Below are 15,156 nucleotides of genomic sequence, written 5' to 3'. Positions count from 1 at the left end.
GCGGTTTCGGATGGCCGCTGCGCGCCCTCCGGTCGGAGACCGGGGTGGTTTGGCGGCCGCCGGTCTTGCCGACTGCGTCGGCGCAGACCGGGGCCAGTTTTTCGGCCGGGACCAGCTTCTCCCGTTCCTTGGGGAAGCGTTATTCCAGCTCTTTCAGCGCCAGCTTGGCTTTGGTGTCGGTGCTGTTTTTGTACTCGTGCTTCAGGTAGCTCAGGGCCTTGCGGAAATACACGCGGGCCGTATTGCGCTGGCCTTCCAGCTGGTACAGGTAGCCGAGCTGCAGCGCGGCCTGGGGCGCGAAGTAGTAAGGCGCGTTGCCGGCCAGCGCAATGGTGCGGGCGTAGAGCAGCCGGGCCGAGTCGGGGCGGCCGAGCAGGTGCCAGGCGCGGGCGCGGCGGTAGGGGTCTTCCAGTTGGTCGCGCAGGGGCGTGGCGGCGGTGCTCCGGAACCCGGCCAGCGTGGCCAGGGCCTCGCGGTAGTAGCCGCCGTCAATCTGCAGCCGGGCCCGGGTGAGCAATGGGTTGAGCGGCAGGCGGCTTTCCACGAAGCGCTGGGCGTAGGTATCTTCTTCTACCACGGTGCGGCCGCCAGCGTCAATCTGGCGCCGGTAGCGTTCCGCAGCCGGCGCGTCGCCGCTCAGCCAGGCGGCCAGGTAGAGCTTGAACCAGGCGTCTTTGCGGTAGTGCTGGCCTTTGTATTGCTGCAGAAACAGCTCGTTTTCACGGCGCGAAGCGGCATATTCGCCTTGGTAGAGCAGTAGGTCGGCAGCCATGTGGCGCAGGTAGGGCAGGGCCACGTAGCCCGGGCCGGTGGGGCGGGCACGGTAGGCGGCCAGTGCGGCCTCGGTGTGGTGCTGCTTTTTGTGTATGCTCACCAGCAGGTAGGCGTAGAGCAGATTGTCGGGCTGCTGCTGGTGCAGCTGGCGGATGAGCTGCAGGCCTTCGTCGGGCTTTTTGTAGTAGGTTTCTTCCACCAGCGCCAGCAGAATCCGGGCTTCGGGCTGGAAGTCGTTGGGCTGGCGGGCGGCGGCGCGCAGGTTGCTCAGGCCACCCGCCACGCTGCCGGGCAGCCCCAGCAGCTTCAGAAACCAGCGGTAGCCTTCCGGCAGCGAGCCAATAAAGAACTGCATCAGCCCCAGGGTTTTGCGGGCAGGCAGATAGGTGGGGTAGCGCTGCACTACGGTCGCCATCTGCTGGTAGGCCTGCCGCAAACTCCAGGCTCCCTGCACCTCATGCCCGAACACCACCTGCGCCGCCGCCTGGTGCAGCCGGATTTCCGCGCGGGCGTACTCGGGCAGGGCGCCGCGCTCCACCGTTTTTTCCAGCTGCGCGAGGCGCCGGTTCTGGCCCGCCACCGTGGCCTCGTACAGGCCGGCATCCTGCGTGACGAGCAGCTCCGTAATGGCCGCCGCATCCAGCACCAGCAACGAGCCGGCCGAGGCGTCTTTCAACTGGGCCCGGGCGGCGTCGGGGCGCAGCTTCAGCACCTCAGCGTAGGCGCGGGCCTGCGCCGCCGTGATGCTGCTGGCTTCGGGCAGACGCGCAGTTTCCAGCTGGGAGGTGCCGAAGGCTACGCCGAGGGGCGCGAAGGCCAGCACCAGCAGCCACACCAGCCTTAGCAACCCTCTACGCACCTCTCGGCCAACCTCAGCGAGAAAAACCATCGTCATTCAGGCAAAAGAAAAAGGAACGACACAAGGCCGTTCCTTTCGCAGTTTTCAACTAAAAAGCGCTTACGCCCGGGCTTCCACGTCGGCCAGAACCCGGCCGCAGTGCTCGCACACGATGATTTTCTTGTGGGCGATGATGTCGGCCTGGCGCTGCGGGGGCACCGTGTTGAAGCAGCCGCCGCAAGCGTCGCGCTTCACCGTCACCACGGCCAAGCCGTTGCGCACGTTGCCGCGGATGCGGGTGTAGGCGGTGTAGAGACGCTCCTCGATAGGCTGCTTAGCGCCTTCGCGCTCATCCAGCAGCTTTTTCTCGTCGGCTTCGCTTTCGCCCACGATGACGTTCAGCTCGCCTTTCTTGTTCTCAAGGTCTTTCTTGCGCTCTTCCAGCTTCTGCTTGGTGCCACCAATCTCCACATTCTTCATGTCGATCTGGTACTGGGCCTCCTTGATTTTCTTTTCAGAAATCTGGATTTCCAGCTTCTGCAACTCGATTTCCTTGGCAATAGCCTCGTACTCGCGGTTGTTGCGCACGTTCTGCTGCTGGTCTTCGTAGCGCTTGATCAGGCCGTCGGCATCTTTGGCGGCCTGCTTGCGCTGTTTGATCTGGTCGTTGAGGCCGGAGATTTCCTCGTCGAACTTGCTTACGCGTACCTCGTAGCCGGCAATTTCGTCTTCCAGGTCGCGTACTTCTTCGGGCAAATCGCCGCGCACGCGCCGGATTTCGTCGAGCTGCGAGTCAATGCGTTGCAGGTTGAGCAGGGCTTCCAGCTTGCTGGCAACGGGGGCATCGGCCGGGGCAGTGGCGACGGTCTTAGCAGTCATATCGGACGGGGTTGGTGTAGGTCTCGGCAATGAAGAGCGCAAAAGTACTTCCAAACTTGGCGGTAAGCAAATCCCGGAAGATTTCACCGGTGAATTGTTCGCTCTCAAAGTGTCCTACGTCGCAGAGCAGTAAGTGGCCTTCCGCCAGGAAATATTCGTGGTATTTCAGGTCGCCGGTGACGTAGGCGTCGGCGCCGGCGGCGCGGGCCTTGCCAATCAGGAAGCTGCCCGCCCCGCCGCAAATGGCCACTTTCCGGATGGGTTGGTCGAAGTCGGTGTGCTTGACGACGGGCACGCCGAGGGCGTCTTTGAGGCGCTGCCGGAACGCCTGCGGGCTCAGGGCCTCGGGCAACTCGCCCACCATGCCGGAGCCCACTTCCTGGTTTTCGTTTTCCAGCTGAATGATTTCGTAGGCCACTTCCTCGTAGGGGTGTACCTGGCGTAAGGCCTGCAGGGCGGCCCGCTGCAGGTGCAACGGCAGCAGCACCTCCACGCGCTGCTCGGGCCCAGTGTGGGGCTGGCCCGGCTTTCCCTCAAACGGGTTGGTGCCTAGGCCGGGCGTGAACGTGAACGTGCCATCGGTGCGGAAGCTGCACCCTGAGTAGTCGCCGATCTGACCGGCGCCGGCGGCGTACAGGGCGGCCAGCACGGCCTCGGTGTGGGTGGCGGGCACGTAGGTGACCAGCTTGGCCAGCAGGCCGGTTTTGGGCTCGAGGATGCGTACATTCTGCAGCCCCAGCTTGTCGGCCAGCTTGCGGTTGACGCCGTGGCGCACGTTGTCGAGGTTGGTGTGAGCAGCGTAGAGCGCCACGTCGTGCCGGATGGCTTTGAGCAGCGTCTGCTCCACTTCGTTGGCCCCGGTGAGGCGCTTGAGGGGCTTGAAAATGAGCGGGTGATGGGCCACCACCACGTTGCAGCCGCGCCGGATGGCTTCGTCGACCACGGCCGGGGTGCAGTCCAGCGCAATCAGCACGCCGGTGATTTCCTGCTGGGGGTTGCCGCACTGCAGGCCGGCGTTATCGTAGGATTCCTGGTAGGCGAGGGGCGCCGCGGCTTCCAGCGCGCGGGCCAGATCCTGAACGGTTGGCATGGGAGTCAATTAAAAATTGAGAATTAAAAATTTGACCGTCGGTCGTCTCGGCGCGGGAGGCGGCCGTTCGGTTTTCGCATACGGTTATTGCGCCGGTCCGCCGCAAGTTGCGCCGCTGGCTTCAATTCATCGTTTTTACTTCAAGCAACACATCTGTATAGCGCGCTACCTGATCGGGTAGCTCGCGGCGCTTGTACTGCATCAGGTAGCGCGGATGATCCAGCACAACAATTCTGTCAAAGAGTTTCAGCTCCTGGTTCAGCTTCTCGAAGAGCAGCCCGTTGCGGCGGCCCAGGCAGACGGCCGCGTGCCGAGCCAGTCCCAACTCAGTTACCTGCCGTTGCAGCGCCACCCGGATTTCGGGCTCCAGGGCCCGTTGCAGGGCCGGCGAGTCGTAATAGTTGTAGTTTTTGCCGTCGCGCAGCAGCACCAGCGGGTAGAGGGAGCCCAGGTAGAAGTGGCGGTAGAACTCGGTCGGGCCGCCCAGCTCGGCAATTACCCGGTACACAAACTGGCTGCTGAGCTCGGGGTGGCGCGGCTGGTCGTTGGGGATGTGGCAGTGCTCAGAGAGGGCGGCCGGATCGGTGAAGGCCACGCCGGTGCGGCCTGCCCCGAACCGGCCCGGGTTGATGCCCAGCAGCGCCACCCGCGGCTGGTGGTCGGCGTAGAATTTCTGCGCAAACTGCGTGAGCAGCGCCGCCACGGCCGGCTCCTGATAGGGGTTGTAGGCCTGCACTCCGTCAGGCAGGGTGGGGGCCGGCGGAAACGTGGTAAGCAGTTGCAGCAATCGGCTGGCGAAGGTATCGGGCATGGCCTGTAGAGACGCGTATTCGCGTCTCTTCGTTGCTGACGTTGTTTGCCACGCTGGCTGGACTCCTCGCGCTGCCCGACGAGTACAACTTCCCGGCCCGGAATCACAGCTAAAACAACATCAGCAACGACGAGACGCAAAATATTGCGTCTCTACGGTACACAAGGCCCTGCTGCGCTACCTTTGCCGCCTATGCCCCCGTTCCTGACGCTGTTGCTGCTGCCCTTCAGCTGGCTTTATGCCGGCGTGATGGCCGTGCGCAACTGGCTGTATGATACGGGCCGTAAGTCGTCCGGGAATTTCTGGCCGGGACCGGTGCTGAGCGTGGGCAACCTGCGGGTGGGCGGTACCGGCAAAACGCCGCATGTGGCTTGGCTGGTGCGCGAGCTGCTGCGCCAGGGCCGGCAGCCGGCCATTTTGAGCCGCGGCTACGGCCGCCGCACCCGCGGCTTCCGCCTCGGCAACGCCCAGGAAACCGCCGAAACCTTCGGCGACGAGCCGCTGCAGCACTACCAGGATTTTGGCGGCGCCGTGCCGGTGGCCGTCTGCGAAGACCGCCTGACCGGCCTCAACCAGCTGTTTGCCCTGCCCCAGGTGGGGGCGGTGGTGCTCGACGACGCCTACCAGCACCGCCGCGTGCAGCCCGATTTCAGCGTGCTGCTCACCGAGCAGCACCGGCCTTTTTACGATGACTACGTGCTGCCCGCCGGGCGCCTGCGCGAAAGCCGTGCCGGCGCCCGCCGCGCCGACGTGGTGGTGGTGACCAAGTGCGACGCTGACCTTGACGCCGCCCGGCAGCAGGAAATTGCGCGCCGCATCCGTCGCTACGCCCGCCCCGAGGTGCCAGTGCTGTTTTCCACTTATGCCTACGCCGCGCCGGTGCCGCTGGCCGGCAGCGCGGCCCCGCCAGCCCCGGGCGGGCCGGAAATCGTGCTCCTGACGGGCATTGCCCAGCCCGGACCGCTGCTGGAGTACCTCACGGCGGCGGGCTTCCAGGTGGTGCATCACGCCGCCTTCGCCGACCACCACAGCTTCACGGCCGCGGAAATTGCAGCCGTGGCCGCGCATTGCGGGCCCGGACGTTGTATTTTTACCACGCAGAAAGACGCCACCCGGCTGCTGGCGCCCGCGCTGCATACGGAAATAGCCCGCCTGCCCGTTTTCTACATTCCTATCACCGTGGAGTTTCTGGCCGATGGCGCTGCCCGCCTGCGCCAGCTGCTGTCACCCTTCATTCAGCCCCAAGCTGTTGTCTGACTTATTGTTGCCTTCGTTGCGTATGAATATCCGGCTACTGGTGCTGCTTGTGGTGTTACTGGCCGGGGCGGCCACCGGGCGGGCCCAGGTGCTCGACGACTCCACTAAAGTGCTCTACAGCGCCCGCACCACCCGCGTGCTGCGCGAGGCCGACCTGCTGCGCGACCAGACCGAAGGCCGCATCATCGATACCACGCTCACCAATTTCCCCTCGGCCCGCAACTGGTACCACGACAGCACCTTCCACCAGGACCTGGGGCACGTGGGTACGGCGGCCCGGCCGCTGCTCTGGCGCCCGAATATGGAGCTGGGCGCCCGCCTCGGCCGCAACTCCTTCGACCGGTACGCCCGCGACCCGGCCACCATTCCCTACTACGATTCCAAGTCGCCGTACACGTTCTTCCGCTTCATTCAGGGCGGCAACGGCGAGCAGGTATTTGAGCTGTCGTACACGCGCAGCATCAGCAAGAAAGCCAGCGTGGGCCTAGCCTACGAGCGGATTGCGGCCAATAAGCTCTACACCACCAACCCGCGCGAGTCGCTGGTCGAGCACAGTAATTTCCTGTTTTTCGCCCGCTTCGAAAGCACCGACGAGCGCTACCACGCGCTGTTCAACTACAACAACGTGCGCCACCGTGCAGTCGAACAGGGTGGCATTCAGCCCCAGAATGCCCCCGCGCTTGCCACACTGCGTGATACAGTGCTCAGCCAGCTTTTCGATTACGGCGATGAACGCCCCAGGCTATCCGATGCTTCTAGTTACGAGCAACGCGACGGGCTGCGGCTGGCACATTCTTATCGGCTGGTAGGTCGTGGCCTCACGGCATTTCACATTATCGATTGGCGCCGGCAGGCAAACCGTTTTCAGGACGAGAAGCTGCCAAGAAATACAACAACATCCCAGCTGCTTTTTTACCCGCGGACATTGCTCAACACCACGGCTACCGACGACCGGGCGGAGACGCAGCGGCTGGAAAACACCTTTGGCGTGCTGGGCCGCAGTTCCACCGTGCAGTACCGTCTGTATGCCCGGCACCGCAGCCTCTCGCTGGCCACGCGCCACTTGGTGGGCGTGCCCAGCATCGGTGATACGGGCCAGCTGCGGCCCGCCGCGGCCGACGGCAATACCTACAGCCAGGTATTTGCGGGCGGCACGGCCGACTTCAACTACAAGATATTCGCCATCGAAACGGCCGGGGAGGTGTTTGCCCTCGACGTGGAAAATCCCGACCGCAACCAGGAATACTGGGTGCGCGGCGCGGCGCGGCTGGGCCCGCTCACCGGCGAGCTGCTGAGCTCCAGCTACTCGCCCACACTCACGCAGGAGCAGTTCGATGGCAACCACTACCGCTGGGCCAACAGCTTCGACAACACCAAGGTCAACCAGCTCAGCGCCCGCCTCGACCAGACCCTGGGCCGGCACCGCCTGGAGGCCTCGGGCGCCATCATCAACATCACCTCGCTGGTGTATTATGGGGCTAATGGCGAGCCGGCGCAGCTCGGCGAAGACCGCCGCCTGCTGACCCTGTCGGCGCGGCACCGCTTCAACGTGGGCAACATCTTCCTCGACAACCAGGCCCACGCTACCCAGGGCGGCGACCAGGAAGGCCTGCGGATTCCGGCCCTCGTCACCAACAGCAAAATCTACTATCAGGGCTACCTGTTCAAGAAAGCGCTGTTCGGCCAGATCGGGGCCGAGGTGTACTACCAGTCCACCTGGAAGCCTTACAACTACAGCCCCAGCACCCAGCAGTTCTTCGTGCAGGACAACTTCACGGCCGGCAACTTTGCCGTGGCCGACGTGTTTCTGAGCGGCGACATCAAGACGGTGGCTGTGTTTCTGAAGGTAGCCTACGTCAACCAAGGCCTGCTGCGCAACGGCTACTTCACCACGCCCTACTACACCGGCCTGCCCCGCCGCTTCGAGTTCGGGCTGCGGTGGCAGTTCTTTGATTGATGTTACATGGTTGTATGGCTAAATGGTTGAATGGCTGAATTGATAAACGGCCAGCCATACAACCATTCAACCATCTAGCCATTCAACCATTCAACACATCCGACAATGGAACCTGCAGAAAGAGAAAAAACCATCCTCAAGCTGAAGCTCAACACCGATCCGCGGTGGGTGGATATTGCCAGCAAAAACATCGAGGATATCTTGGTCGACCACGCCTGGTGCGAGCAGAAAGCCGCCAGCACGGGCATCAGCATGATCATTCACTACCCCGAGAAAACCCGTCTCGTGGATGAGCTGACCGACTTGGTGGCCGAGGAGTGGGGCCACTTCGAGCGGGTGCTGCTGGAGCTGCGCAAGCGCGGCTACGCCCTGGGCCGCCCCCGCCGCGACGAGTACGTGGTGCAGCTGCTGACGCACGTGCGCAAAGGCGGTGCCCGCGAGCGGCAGCTCATGGACCAGCTGCTGGTATCGGCCCTGATTGAGGCGCGCAGCTGCGAGCGGTTCAAGCTGCTCTGGAAGCACATTCCGGACCCCGAGCTGAGCAAGTTCTACTACGAGCTGATGGTGTCCGAAGCGGGCCACTTCGTTAGCTACGTGGAACTGGCCAAGGAGTACTGCGACCCGAAGCAAGTGGAGGAGCGCCTGCAGGAGCTACTCAAAATTGAAGGCGAAATAGTAACCAGCCTGCCCGTCCGCGACGACCGGATGCACTAGGGCCAGTTTAACCTGTACTTGCCAGCGTAATTTCTGGCAGTATATTGGGCTTGATTAGGGTTATTTCTGCTTTCAATGAAGAAACTGTTTTTGCTTGCTTTTTGGCTGATGCCGGGCTTGTGCCTCGCACAAACCACGCCGCCGGCCACCATCAACTTTTGCGGCGTAAATATTTCGGTGCCCGCCGGCTGCGCCCCCGAAACCAGCTACTCCGTGCGCTGCGAGCGGTACCAGCTCAACTGGTTTTACCTCAACCACGGCCAGTTGCTACCCGTGGTGGAAACCATGGTGAAGACGGAAATGAAAAAGCACAAGCCTGCCGAAGACCAGCCGTTTGAGGCGTTCATCCTGGATACGCCCGCTAAAGGCCACCGCCTCAGCTACGCCATTGAAGGTGGCGAGGAGTATCAGCTGATCTTCTACGGCACGGCCAAAGGCCAGCCCGTGGTCGTGCAGCTCACCATGGACGTAGACCCCGAAAAAACCGCCGACCTACCCGAAATAGCCCAGCGCATGGTGCGGCTCAGCAAGTAAGCTTCGCCAAAAAACAGCCATAAGAAAGGCCCGATCAGCAGTCTGTTCGGGCCTTTCTTGTGGCTTAAAAACCGGCTGACTCAGGTTTTCTGCTTCTTCTTTTTGGCGGCCGGAAACAGCACGTTGTTGAGGATGAGACGGTAGCCGGGCGAATTGGGGTGCAGGGCCAGGTCGGTGGGCTCTTCTTCTACCAGGTGCTGGTAGTCTTCGGGGTCGTGGCCGCCATAAAAGGTCCAGGTGCCTTTGCCCAGCGTGCCATGCATGTAGCGGATTTCGCCCGAGGCCTTGTTATCGCCCATCACCACCACGTCGGGCTTCACCAACTGCTTGCGGAAAGCCGTGGTCTGACCCATAAAGCCCTTGATGGTCTTTTCGTGGTCCTGGGTGAGCATGGTGGGCACCGGGTCGTACTTGGCCGAGAACGTGAACAGCTGGAAGTAGTCGTTGTCTTCGTAGACGCCGCGCTCCTGGGGCTGCATGTCGATGTTGCTGTACTCGTACTGGTACGGGTCGCGCACCAGCTGGAAGTTCTGGAAGGCCAGCGTGCGGTTGAAGTTGAGCTTGCTTTGCGCGGCGGGGTCGGCGGCGTCGCCGTCATACATGTTTTCCACCATGTCCACGCCCAGGCCGGCCAGCGCAATATCGTAGGTGTCGGTGGCCGAGCACATGGCAAACTGGAAGCCGCCGCCGGCAATAAACTCCTGCATCTTCACCACCACCGCGCCCTTCATCTGGCTGACTTTGGCAAAACCGTGCCGCTTGGCCGTGGCCTCCGACTCGCGCTGCTGCTGCTGGTACCAGGGCCGGTTGCGGTACTGGGCGAAGAATTTGCCATACTCGCCCGTGAAATCCTCGTGGTGCAGGTGCAGCCAGTCGTACTTAGGCAGCTTGCCGTCGAGCACGTCGTCGTCGTAGATCTGGTCGTAGGGAATTTCGGCGTAGCCCAGCACCAGCGTCACGGCGTCGTCCCAGGGCTGCTTGCCTTTGGGCGTGTACACCGCAATTTTGGGCACCTTCTCCAGCTTCATGATGTCCATGTTGGCGTTGGGGTCGGCTATTTCGGAGAGGATGCCGTTATACTGGGCGCCGGAAATCACTTGGTACGTGACGCCGCGCACGGCCAGCTCGTTTTCCACGCCGGGCGCTACTTCGCAGGCAAACGAGCCGCCGCGGTAGTTGAGCAGCCAGTCAACCTCAATCTGCTTGCCGAGCAGCCAGTAGGCAATGCCGTAGGCCTTGAGGTGCTCTTTCTGGGTGTTGTCCATCGGGATGAGCACCTGGTTGGCCCAGGCCGCGCCCGGCCCGGCCAGCAGGCACACCAGTACCAGCAGCGTAGCCCAGAATCGTTGTTTGCTGTGTATCATAGCCAAAGAAAATAAAGCCGTCCGGCCGCGTCCAACCACCGCTCAAGGTACTCAACATTGGCGGTACCCGCGCAAAACCGCGGCCACCCACCCGGCAACGGGCGCGCAAGCCAGAACGGGGCCGTGGCAGTTCCGGTTCCGCGCCGGGCGGCCGGTTTTGGCGTTGCCGCCGGCCCGGAAAAGAGCCACTGCAAAACCCGCCGCAAATGCGTAGATTGGCCGGAATTTGACGATGTATGGATCTGCTGGAAAACATTCGGGAAGCGTTTCGCTCCATTAAGAGCAACCTGCTTCGCACTATTCTCACGGCTCTGATCGTGAGCATCGGCATCATGGCGCTGGTGGGCATTCTCACGGCCATCGACGCCATGAAGTATTCCCTGAACCAGACGTTTGCCAGCCTGGGCGCCAACTCCTTCGAAATGAAGGCCAAAGGCTACACCAACCGCTTCCGGCGGGGTGGGGTGCAGGGCAAAGTGTATCCGCCCATCAGTTTGCTGCAGGCCAAAAAATACAAGCTGGCCCTCAGCGACGAAGCCCAGGTGGGAGTTTCGGCCTTTATATCAGGTGCTACCGAGGTGAAGGGCAATGGCGAAAAAACCAACCCCAACATTCAGGTGGTAGCCGGCGACGAAAACTACCTGCAGATCCAGAGCTATACCTTGGGCACGGGCCGCACCTTCTCGTCGCTGGAGCTCGACAACGGCACCAACGTGGCCATCATCGGCTCCGAGGTGAAAGACAAGCTCTATCCTTCGGAAAGCGGCCTCAACAAGTACGTGTACCTGTTGGGGCGGCGCTTTCAGATAGTGGGTGTGCTGGAGAAAAGCGGCAGCAGCGGCCAGGGTGGCGGCGCCGACCGCATGGTGCTGATACCGCTGGAAACCGGCAATCAGCTGCCCCGGCAGCGCGCCCTCACCTACGACGTGAAAACCGCCACCACCCGCCCCGAGGAGCTCAACTACCTCACGGGCCAAGCCACCGGCATCATGCGCGCCGTGCGCCACGACGCGCTGGGCCAGGAAGACAGCTTCGAGGTGGAGCGCTCCGACTCATTGGCCGGCAAGCTTGATGAGCTGAGCGGCGGCCTGAAAGTGGGCGGCTTCTTGGTGGGCTTCATTACGCTGCTCGGGGCCAGTATTGCCCTCATGAACATCATGATGGTATCGGTGACGGAGCGCACCCGCGAAATCGGAATCCGGAAGGCGCTGGGCGCTACGGCCCGCCAGATCCGCCAGCAGTTCCTCATCGAGGCCATTGTGATTTGCGTGCTGGGCGGGGTGCTGGGCATTGTGCTGGGCGTGGGCGGCGGCAACCTGCTCACGCTGTTTATGGAGCAGGGCGCGTTCATTGTGCCGTGGCTCTGGATGTCGCTGGGCCTCGTTATCTGCATCACCGTAGGCCTGGCCTCGGGCTACTATCCGGCCAGCAAAGCCGCCGCCCTCGACCCCATTGAGAGCCTGCGCTACGAGTAGAGTTGGGGCGCCCGGCGGTGCCGATGCCAGTGCCGGCCCGTCGGCCGCTGCGCCCGGCCGCCGATAGGGGAGCAGCGCATACCGGCTCCGCCCCGCTGCCCGTCACTGTCTGCCGCCAGTTGCTGTCGCTATCCGTTGCCACTATCTTCCGTCATCAGCTGCGGCCTCTGTCCGCCGCCAGTGCACCGTCATCAGCGCCGCCAATGCACCGCGCTTTCCTGCTGGCCGAAGCTGCCGTTTCGTTTGTAGCGCAACCAGGCCGCCGGCTGCAGTGCGCCTGCTCCGGAGTGAGGAGCGGCTGATTCGGCTGTTGCCGCCGAGGCGCCCGGGGAAGCTGACTAGCCCGTCGGCGATGGTGGCCACCACCTAAAGGAAGCGCCGGGTATTCCGGCCGCCGGGTTGCTCGCCAACAGCCATGAGCCGGGGCAGGAGCCAGGAATAAAGGCAGCGCATCAGACGGCCATTTACCGGCAGCAGCCATCGGCCGCGCGGGTAGGGGCGGGGAAGCAGGCCGCAGGAGGCCCGGCGTGGAGTGTATGCCCTGACGGCCGCATGACGTCATGCAGGGCCTGTGGCGCATCAGGTCCGAAGCAAAGCATCCCCATTCTCTGTAGCAGCAGCAAAAACGTATTGCACACCCACATTGGGTGGCTATTGGACACTCCTGTGGCGGAGCTTCTGGCGCTTTGCGCACAGCGCCTGCCGCCGTGAGTTCGTAGTTACCCGGCTGGGTAACCCGGCTGGGTAACCCGGCTGGCAGGCTGAGGTGTTTCCCGGGATGCGCAGCGTCCGCACACGGCCAGTCTACCGAAGCCACGCAGCTTATGCCTGCAGTCTGTATGTTGGCTGCAGGCAGGCACAGGCACAGAGCCGTGAGAAAATAAGCCGGTGGCAACACGCGGGCGGCTATGCTTCTGCATTGGCGCTTGGCCTGGCCCAGCGCCCACGGCAGGCGGGGCCGCCGGATCAGTCGCCGCAGGGCGCGGCTTCCGGGCTGCTGACCCGGTGCGGGTACGCCGGTTGTGCGCCCGCCATGTTCCCAGCTCGAAGATTTTTTTCGTTGCTCATCAACTCCTGCGTGCGGCAGGGGGCGGCTGGGTGGAGGCGAGAATTAGGCTTGCATTTGCCGGTATTTTATATACATTTGTGTATAAAATCATTTGGGTATATGGCAGAGCGGGAAACAGTCGGACAAAGATTCACACAACTTATTTCTTATTTGGGCATAAGCAAGAATGCCTTTGCTAATTCGCTTGACAAGACGGCCACCGTCATCCAACATCTTGTGGAAGAGCGGAATAAGCCAGGGTTTGACCTTTTGTGTAAAGTATTTGAGGTATACCCAAATGTATCAAAAGACTGGCTTCTTCAGGGTGCTGGCTCCATGCTGATAACAGACAGTCCGGCACCTGCCGCACCACTACCAGCCGCCGCCGCTGCCCCCGGCGCCACTGATACTCCTAGCCCAGCCATCCAGCCACCGGACCCCTCTGCCCCCAAAATTGCAGTGGCCGCAGCTGCCTCAGCCGCGCCCGTGGTCGTTGCTCCGGCACCCGCGCCAGCAGCAGCTACTCCGGCTTCCACGCTCGTTTGGGAGGCTGTGCCGGCTGTTGCGCCAGTTGCAGCCCCCGCACCTGTTTCGGTGCCAGCCCCGGCCGCTGAAGTGCCCGCAGCGGAAGTGCCGGTGATACCTGCGCCGGCTGCCGCACCTGTTGCCGCTGTAGTAGCCTCAGTGCCGCCCGTCGCAGCAGCTGTGGTGCCGGCAGCTGCTCCCGAGGCAGCGTGGCAGTCGGCACTCTACACGCAGCAGATGGCCCACCAGCTGGCTATGGCCGAGCTGCGCAACCAGCACCTGCAGGACCAGCAACGCCTCATGCAGCAGATGCTGGATTTGATGCAACGAAAAATTTAGTATAGGCTTCAGCCTGTGCTGCTGACCGATATTCTCCCTTACAAAAGAAGCGGCGCTACCATTCGGTAGCGCCGCTTCTTTTCGGTTAGCGTTGGCGGCCGACGCTGTTCGGCACAGGCTAAAGCCTATGTTACATTTTAGTGCTGGAATACTTCGATGCCCAGCTCTTCGGCTTCCATCAGGTTCTGGGGTGTCACGGCGGTGAGGCGCAGGCGCTTCAGTTCGCCTACCAGCAGCGGGTCGTATTTGGCCGTCACGCGGATATAGTTGGGCGTGAAGCCTTCCATCTGGCCGTTTGTCACGTCGTCCTCGAACAGCACAGCCGTTTCCATGCCCACATGCTGCTCGTAGAAATGCCGCTTTTTCTTCTCCGAAAGGCCCCGCAACTGGGTGGTGCGCTCGTGGCGGTGGCGGTCCTGCACGCGGCCGGGCAGGGTAGGGGCCAGCGTGTTTTCGCGCTCCGAGTACGGGAATACGTGCAGGTAGCTTACGTCCAGTTCGTTCAGGAACTGGTAGGTTTCCAGGAAATCGGCCTCCGTTTCGCCGGGGAAGCCCACGATGACGTCGACACCGATGCAGGCGTGCGGCATCACCTCCTTAATCAGGCGCACCCGCTCCACGTACAGCTCGCGGCGGTAGCGGCGGCGCATTAAGCCCAGAATCTTGTTGGAGCCCGACTGCAGCGGAATGTGGAAGTGCGGCATAAACCGCTTCGACTGGGCCACAAACCGGATGATTTCATCCGACAGCAGATTCGGCTCGCAGCTGCTGATGCGGAACCGCTCGATGCCTTCCACCTCATCCAGCGCTTGCACTAGGTCAAAGAAGTTCTCCTGCCGCTCCCGCTCGGGGCCCTGTAGGCCAAAGTCGCCGAGGTTGACGCCCGTTAGCACAATTTCCTTCACGCCGGTTTCGGCCAGTTTCTGCACGCGCTCCACCACGCTCTGCACCGAGCCCGAGCGGCTGGCGCCGCGTGCCAGCGGAATGGTGCAGAACGAGCACGAGTAGTCGCAGCCATCCTGCACCTTCAGGAAGGTGCGCGTCCGGTCGCCGTAGCTGTGGGCCGCGTGGAACTCGGTGGCCTCGGAAATAGGCGAGGCGAACACCTGCCCGGGCTGGCCGGCGGCGGGCTTCTGGAAGCCGGCCAGCGTTTCGACCAGCTGAAACTTCTCGGCGGCGCCCAACACGGCGTGCACCCCGGGAATTTCGGCAATTTCCTGGGGCTTGAGCTGGGCGTAGCAGCCCACAATGGCCACGAAGGCTTCCGGGTTGTGCTTGAGGGCCTCCTTCACCACCTTCCGGCACTTGCGGTCGGCGTGGTCCGTGACCGAGCAGGTGTTGATGACGTAGATGTCGGCCGCGTCCTCGAAGGCCGCTTTCACGAAGCCGTGTTCCTCAAACTGCCGGCCGATGGCCGACGTTTCGGAGAAATTGAGCTTGCAGCCCAGCGTGTAAAAGGCGACTTTTCTGGTTTCCATTTCCATAAACAAGGCGGCAAAGATACGGCGGAAGTTGCGGGTTTCCGGTACCGGGTGAGCTACAACCCGCCGG

Annotated in this window: 12 protein-coding genes; 6 read left to right on the top strand and 6 right to left on the bottom strand. The window is 62.6% G+C overall.

What is annotated here, in order from left to right; genetic code table 11:
- Nucleotides 1-139 precede the first annotated feature (139 nt).
- From O9Z63_RS08565 to O9Z63_RS08550, 4 genes are all read right to left on the bottom strand, one after another.
- Nucleotides 140-1,663: a tetratricopeptide repeat protein gene (locus O9Z63_RS08565; RefSeq protein WP_270128886.1), complete on the bottom strand. Its 1,524-nt coding sequence runs from the start codon at nt 1,661-1,663 to the stop codon at nt 140-142.
- 69 nt (nt 1,664-1,732) lie between these two features.
- Nucleotides 1,733-2,491 (bottom strand): zinc ribbon domain-containing protein, encoded by a 759-nt coding sequence (locus O9Z63_RS08560; RefSeq protein ID WP_044017505.1) that lies wholly within the window; start codon nt 2,489-2,491, stop codon nt 1,733-1,735.
- The gene (locus tag O9Z63_RS08555; protein WP_270128885.1) at nt 2,481-3,581 is read right to left on the bottom strand and encodes a Nif3-like dinuclear metal center hexameric protein; all 1,101 of its coding nucleotides are present in this window, start codon (nt 3,579-3,581) and stop codon (nt 2,481-2,483) included. Before O9Z63_RS08555 ends, O9Z63_RS08560 begins: the two co-directional genes overlap by 11 nt.
- 121 nt (nt 3,582-3,702) lie before the next feature.
- The gene (locus O9Z63_RS08550; RefSeq protein ID WP_270128884.1) at nt 3,703-4,392 is read right to left on the bottom strand and encodes a uracil-DNA glycosylase family protein; all 690 of its coding nucleotides are present in this window, start codon (nt 4,390-4,392) and stop codon (nt 3,703-3,705) included.
- Between the two features lie 192 nt (nt 4,393-4,584).
- Here O9Z63_RS08550 and lpxK point away from each other — a divergent pair, with 192 nt between their 5' ends.
- The 4 genes from lpxK (at nt 4,585) to O9Z63_RS08530 (ending at nt 8,854) form a co-directional block, all read left to right on the top strand.
- Nucleotides 4,585-5,649, top strand: a complete 1,065-nt coding sequence (gene lpxK / locus O9Z63_RS08545; protein WP_270128883.1) for a tetraacyldisaccharide 4'-kinase — start codon at nt 4,585-4,587, stop codon at nt 5,647-5,649.
- A 22-nt stretch (nt 5,650-5,671) separates the two neighbouring features.
- Nucleotides 5,672-7,606 carry a putative porin gene (locus tag O9Z63_RS08540; RefSeq protein ID WP_270128882.1) on the top strand — a complete coding sequence of 645 codons (1,935 nt, stop codon included), beginning with the start codon at nt 5,672-5,674 and terminating at the stop codon, nt 7,604-7,606.
- Between the two features lie 105 nt (nt 7,607-7,711).
- On the top strand, nt 7,712-8,320 hold the full coding sequence (gene miaE / locus O9Z63_RS08535; protein ID WP_270128881.1) for a tRNA-(ms[2]io[6]A)-hydroxylase: 609 nt from the start codon (nt 7,712-7,714) through the stop codon (nt 8,318-8,320).
- A 75-nt stretch (nt 8,321-8,395) separates the two neighbouring features.
- Complete coding sequence (locus O9Z63_RS08530; RefSeq protein ID WP_270128880.1) at nt 8,396-8,854, top strand: hypothetical protein; 459 nt, start codon at nt 8,396-8,398, stop codon at nt 8,852-8,854.
- 80 nt (nt 8,855-8,934) lie between these two features.
- Here the strand turns inward: O9Z63_RS08530 and O9Z63_RS08525 are convergent, their stop codons facing one another.
- Entirely contained in the window at nt 8,935-10,218 is a 1,284-nt protein-coding gene (locus tag O9Z63_RS08525) for an asparagine synthetase B (protein WP_270128879.1), read from the bottom strand.
- 236 nt (nt 10,219-10,454) lie between these two features.
- On the opposite strand from O9Z63_RS08525, the gene O9Z63_RS08520 reads away from it, so the two are divergent.
- Nucleotides 10,455-11,693 carry an ABC transporter permease gene (locus O9Z63_RS08520; RefSeq protein WP_270128878.1) on the top strand — a complete coding sequence of 413 codons (1,239 nt, stop codon included), beginning with the start codon at nt 10,455-10,457 and terminating at the stop codon, nt 11,691-11,693.
- A 1,384-nt stretch (nt 11,694-13,077) separates the two neighbouring features.
- Nucleotides 13,078-13,605, top strand: coding sequence for a hypothetical protein (locus O9Z63_RS08515; protein WP_270128877.1), 528 nt, complete (start codon nt 13,078-13,080; stop codon nt 13,603-13,605).
- Between the two features lie 137 nt (nt 13,606-13,742).
- Here the strand turns inward: O9Z63_RS08515 and mtaB are convergent, their stop codons facing one another.
- Nucleotides 13,743-15,089, bottom strand: coding sequence for a tRNA (N(6)-L-threonylcarbamoyladenosine(37)-C(2))-methylthiotransferase MtaB (mtaB, locus tag O9Z63_RS08510; RefSeq protein WP_270128876.1), 1,347 nt, complete (start codon nt 15,087-15,089; stop codon nt 13,743-13,745).
- Nucleotides 15,090-15,156: the final 67 nt, after the last annotated feature.

Origin of the sequence: Hymenobacter yonginensis (assembly GCF_027625995.1) — a bacterium.
GTDB lineage: Bacteria > Bacteroidota > Bacteroidia > Cytophagales > Hymenobacteraceae > Hymenobacter > Hymenobacter yonginensis.
This window is presented reverse-complemented; position numbering and strand designations above follow the sequence as displayed.

What these genes read in the sequence shown, in the direction of transcription:
- O9Z63_RS08565 (WP_270128886.1), bottom strand. Translation starts at nt 1,663, where the DNA reads ATGGTTTTTCTCGCTGAGGTTGGCCGAGAGGTGCGTAGAGGGTTGCTA.
- O9Z63_RS08560 (WP_044017505.1), bottom strand. Translation starts at nt 2,491, where the DNA reads ATGACTGCTAAGACCGTCGCCACTGCCCCGGCCGATGCCCCCGTTGCC.
- O9Z63_RS08555 (WP_270128885.1), bottom strand. Translation starts at nt 3,581, where the DNA reads ATGCCAACCGTTCAGGATCTGGCCCGCGCGCTGGAAGCCGCGGCGCCC.
- O9Z63_RS08550 (WP_270128884.1), bottom strand. Translation starts at nt 4,392, where the DNA reads ATGCCCGATACCTTCGCCAGCCGATTGCTGCAACTGCTTACCACGTTT.
- lpxK (WP_270128883.1), top strand. Translation starts at nt 4,585, where the DNA reads ATGCCCCCGTTCCTGACGCTGTTGCTGCTGCCCTTCAGCTGGCTTTAT.
- O9Z63_RS08540 (WP_270128882.1), top strand. Translation starts at nt 5,672, where the DNA reads ATGAATATCCGGCTACTGGTGCTGCTTGTGGTGTTACTGGCCGGGGCG.
- miaE (WP_270128881.1), top strand. Translation starts at nt 7,712, where the DNA reads ATGGAACCTGCAGAAAGAGAAAAAACCATCCTCAAGCTGAAGCTCAAC.
- O9Z63_RS08530 (WP_270128880.1), top strand. Translation starts at nt 8,396, where the DNA reads ATGAAGAAACTGTTTTTGCTTGCTTTTTGGCTGATGCCGGGCTTGTGC.
- O9Z63_RS08525 (WP_270128879.1), bottom strand. Translation starts at nt 10,218, where the DNA reads ATGATACACAGCAAACAACGATTCTGGGCTACGCTGCTGGTACTGGTG.
- O9Z63_RS08520 (WP_270128878.1), top strand. Translation starts at nt 10,455, where the DNA reads ATGGATCTGCTGGAAAACATTCGGGAAGCGTTTCGCTCCATTAAGAGC.
- O9Z63_RS08515 (WP_270128877.1), top strand. Translation starts at nt 13,078, where the DNA reads ATGCTGATAACAGACAGTCCGGCACCTGCCGCACCACTACCAGCCGCC.
- mtaB (WP_270128876.1), bottom strand. Translation starts at nt 15,089, where the DNA reads ATGGAAATGGAAACCAGAAAAGTCGCCTTTTACACGCTGGGCTGCAAG.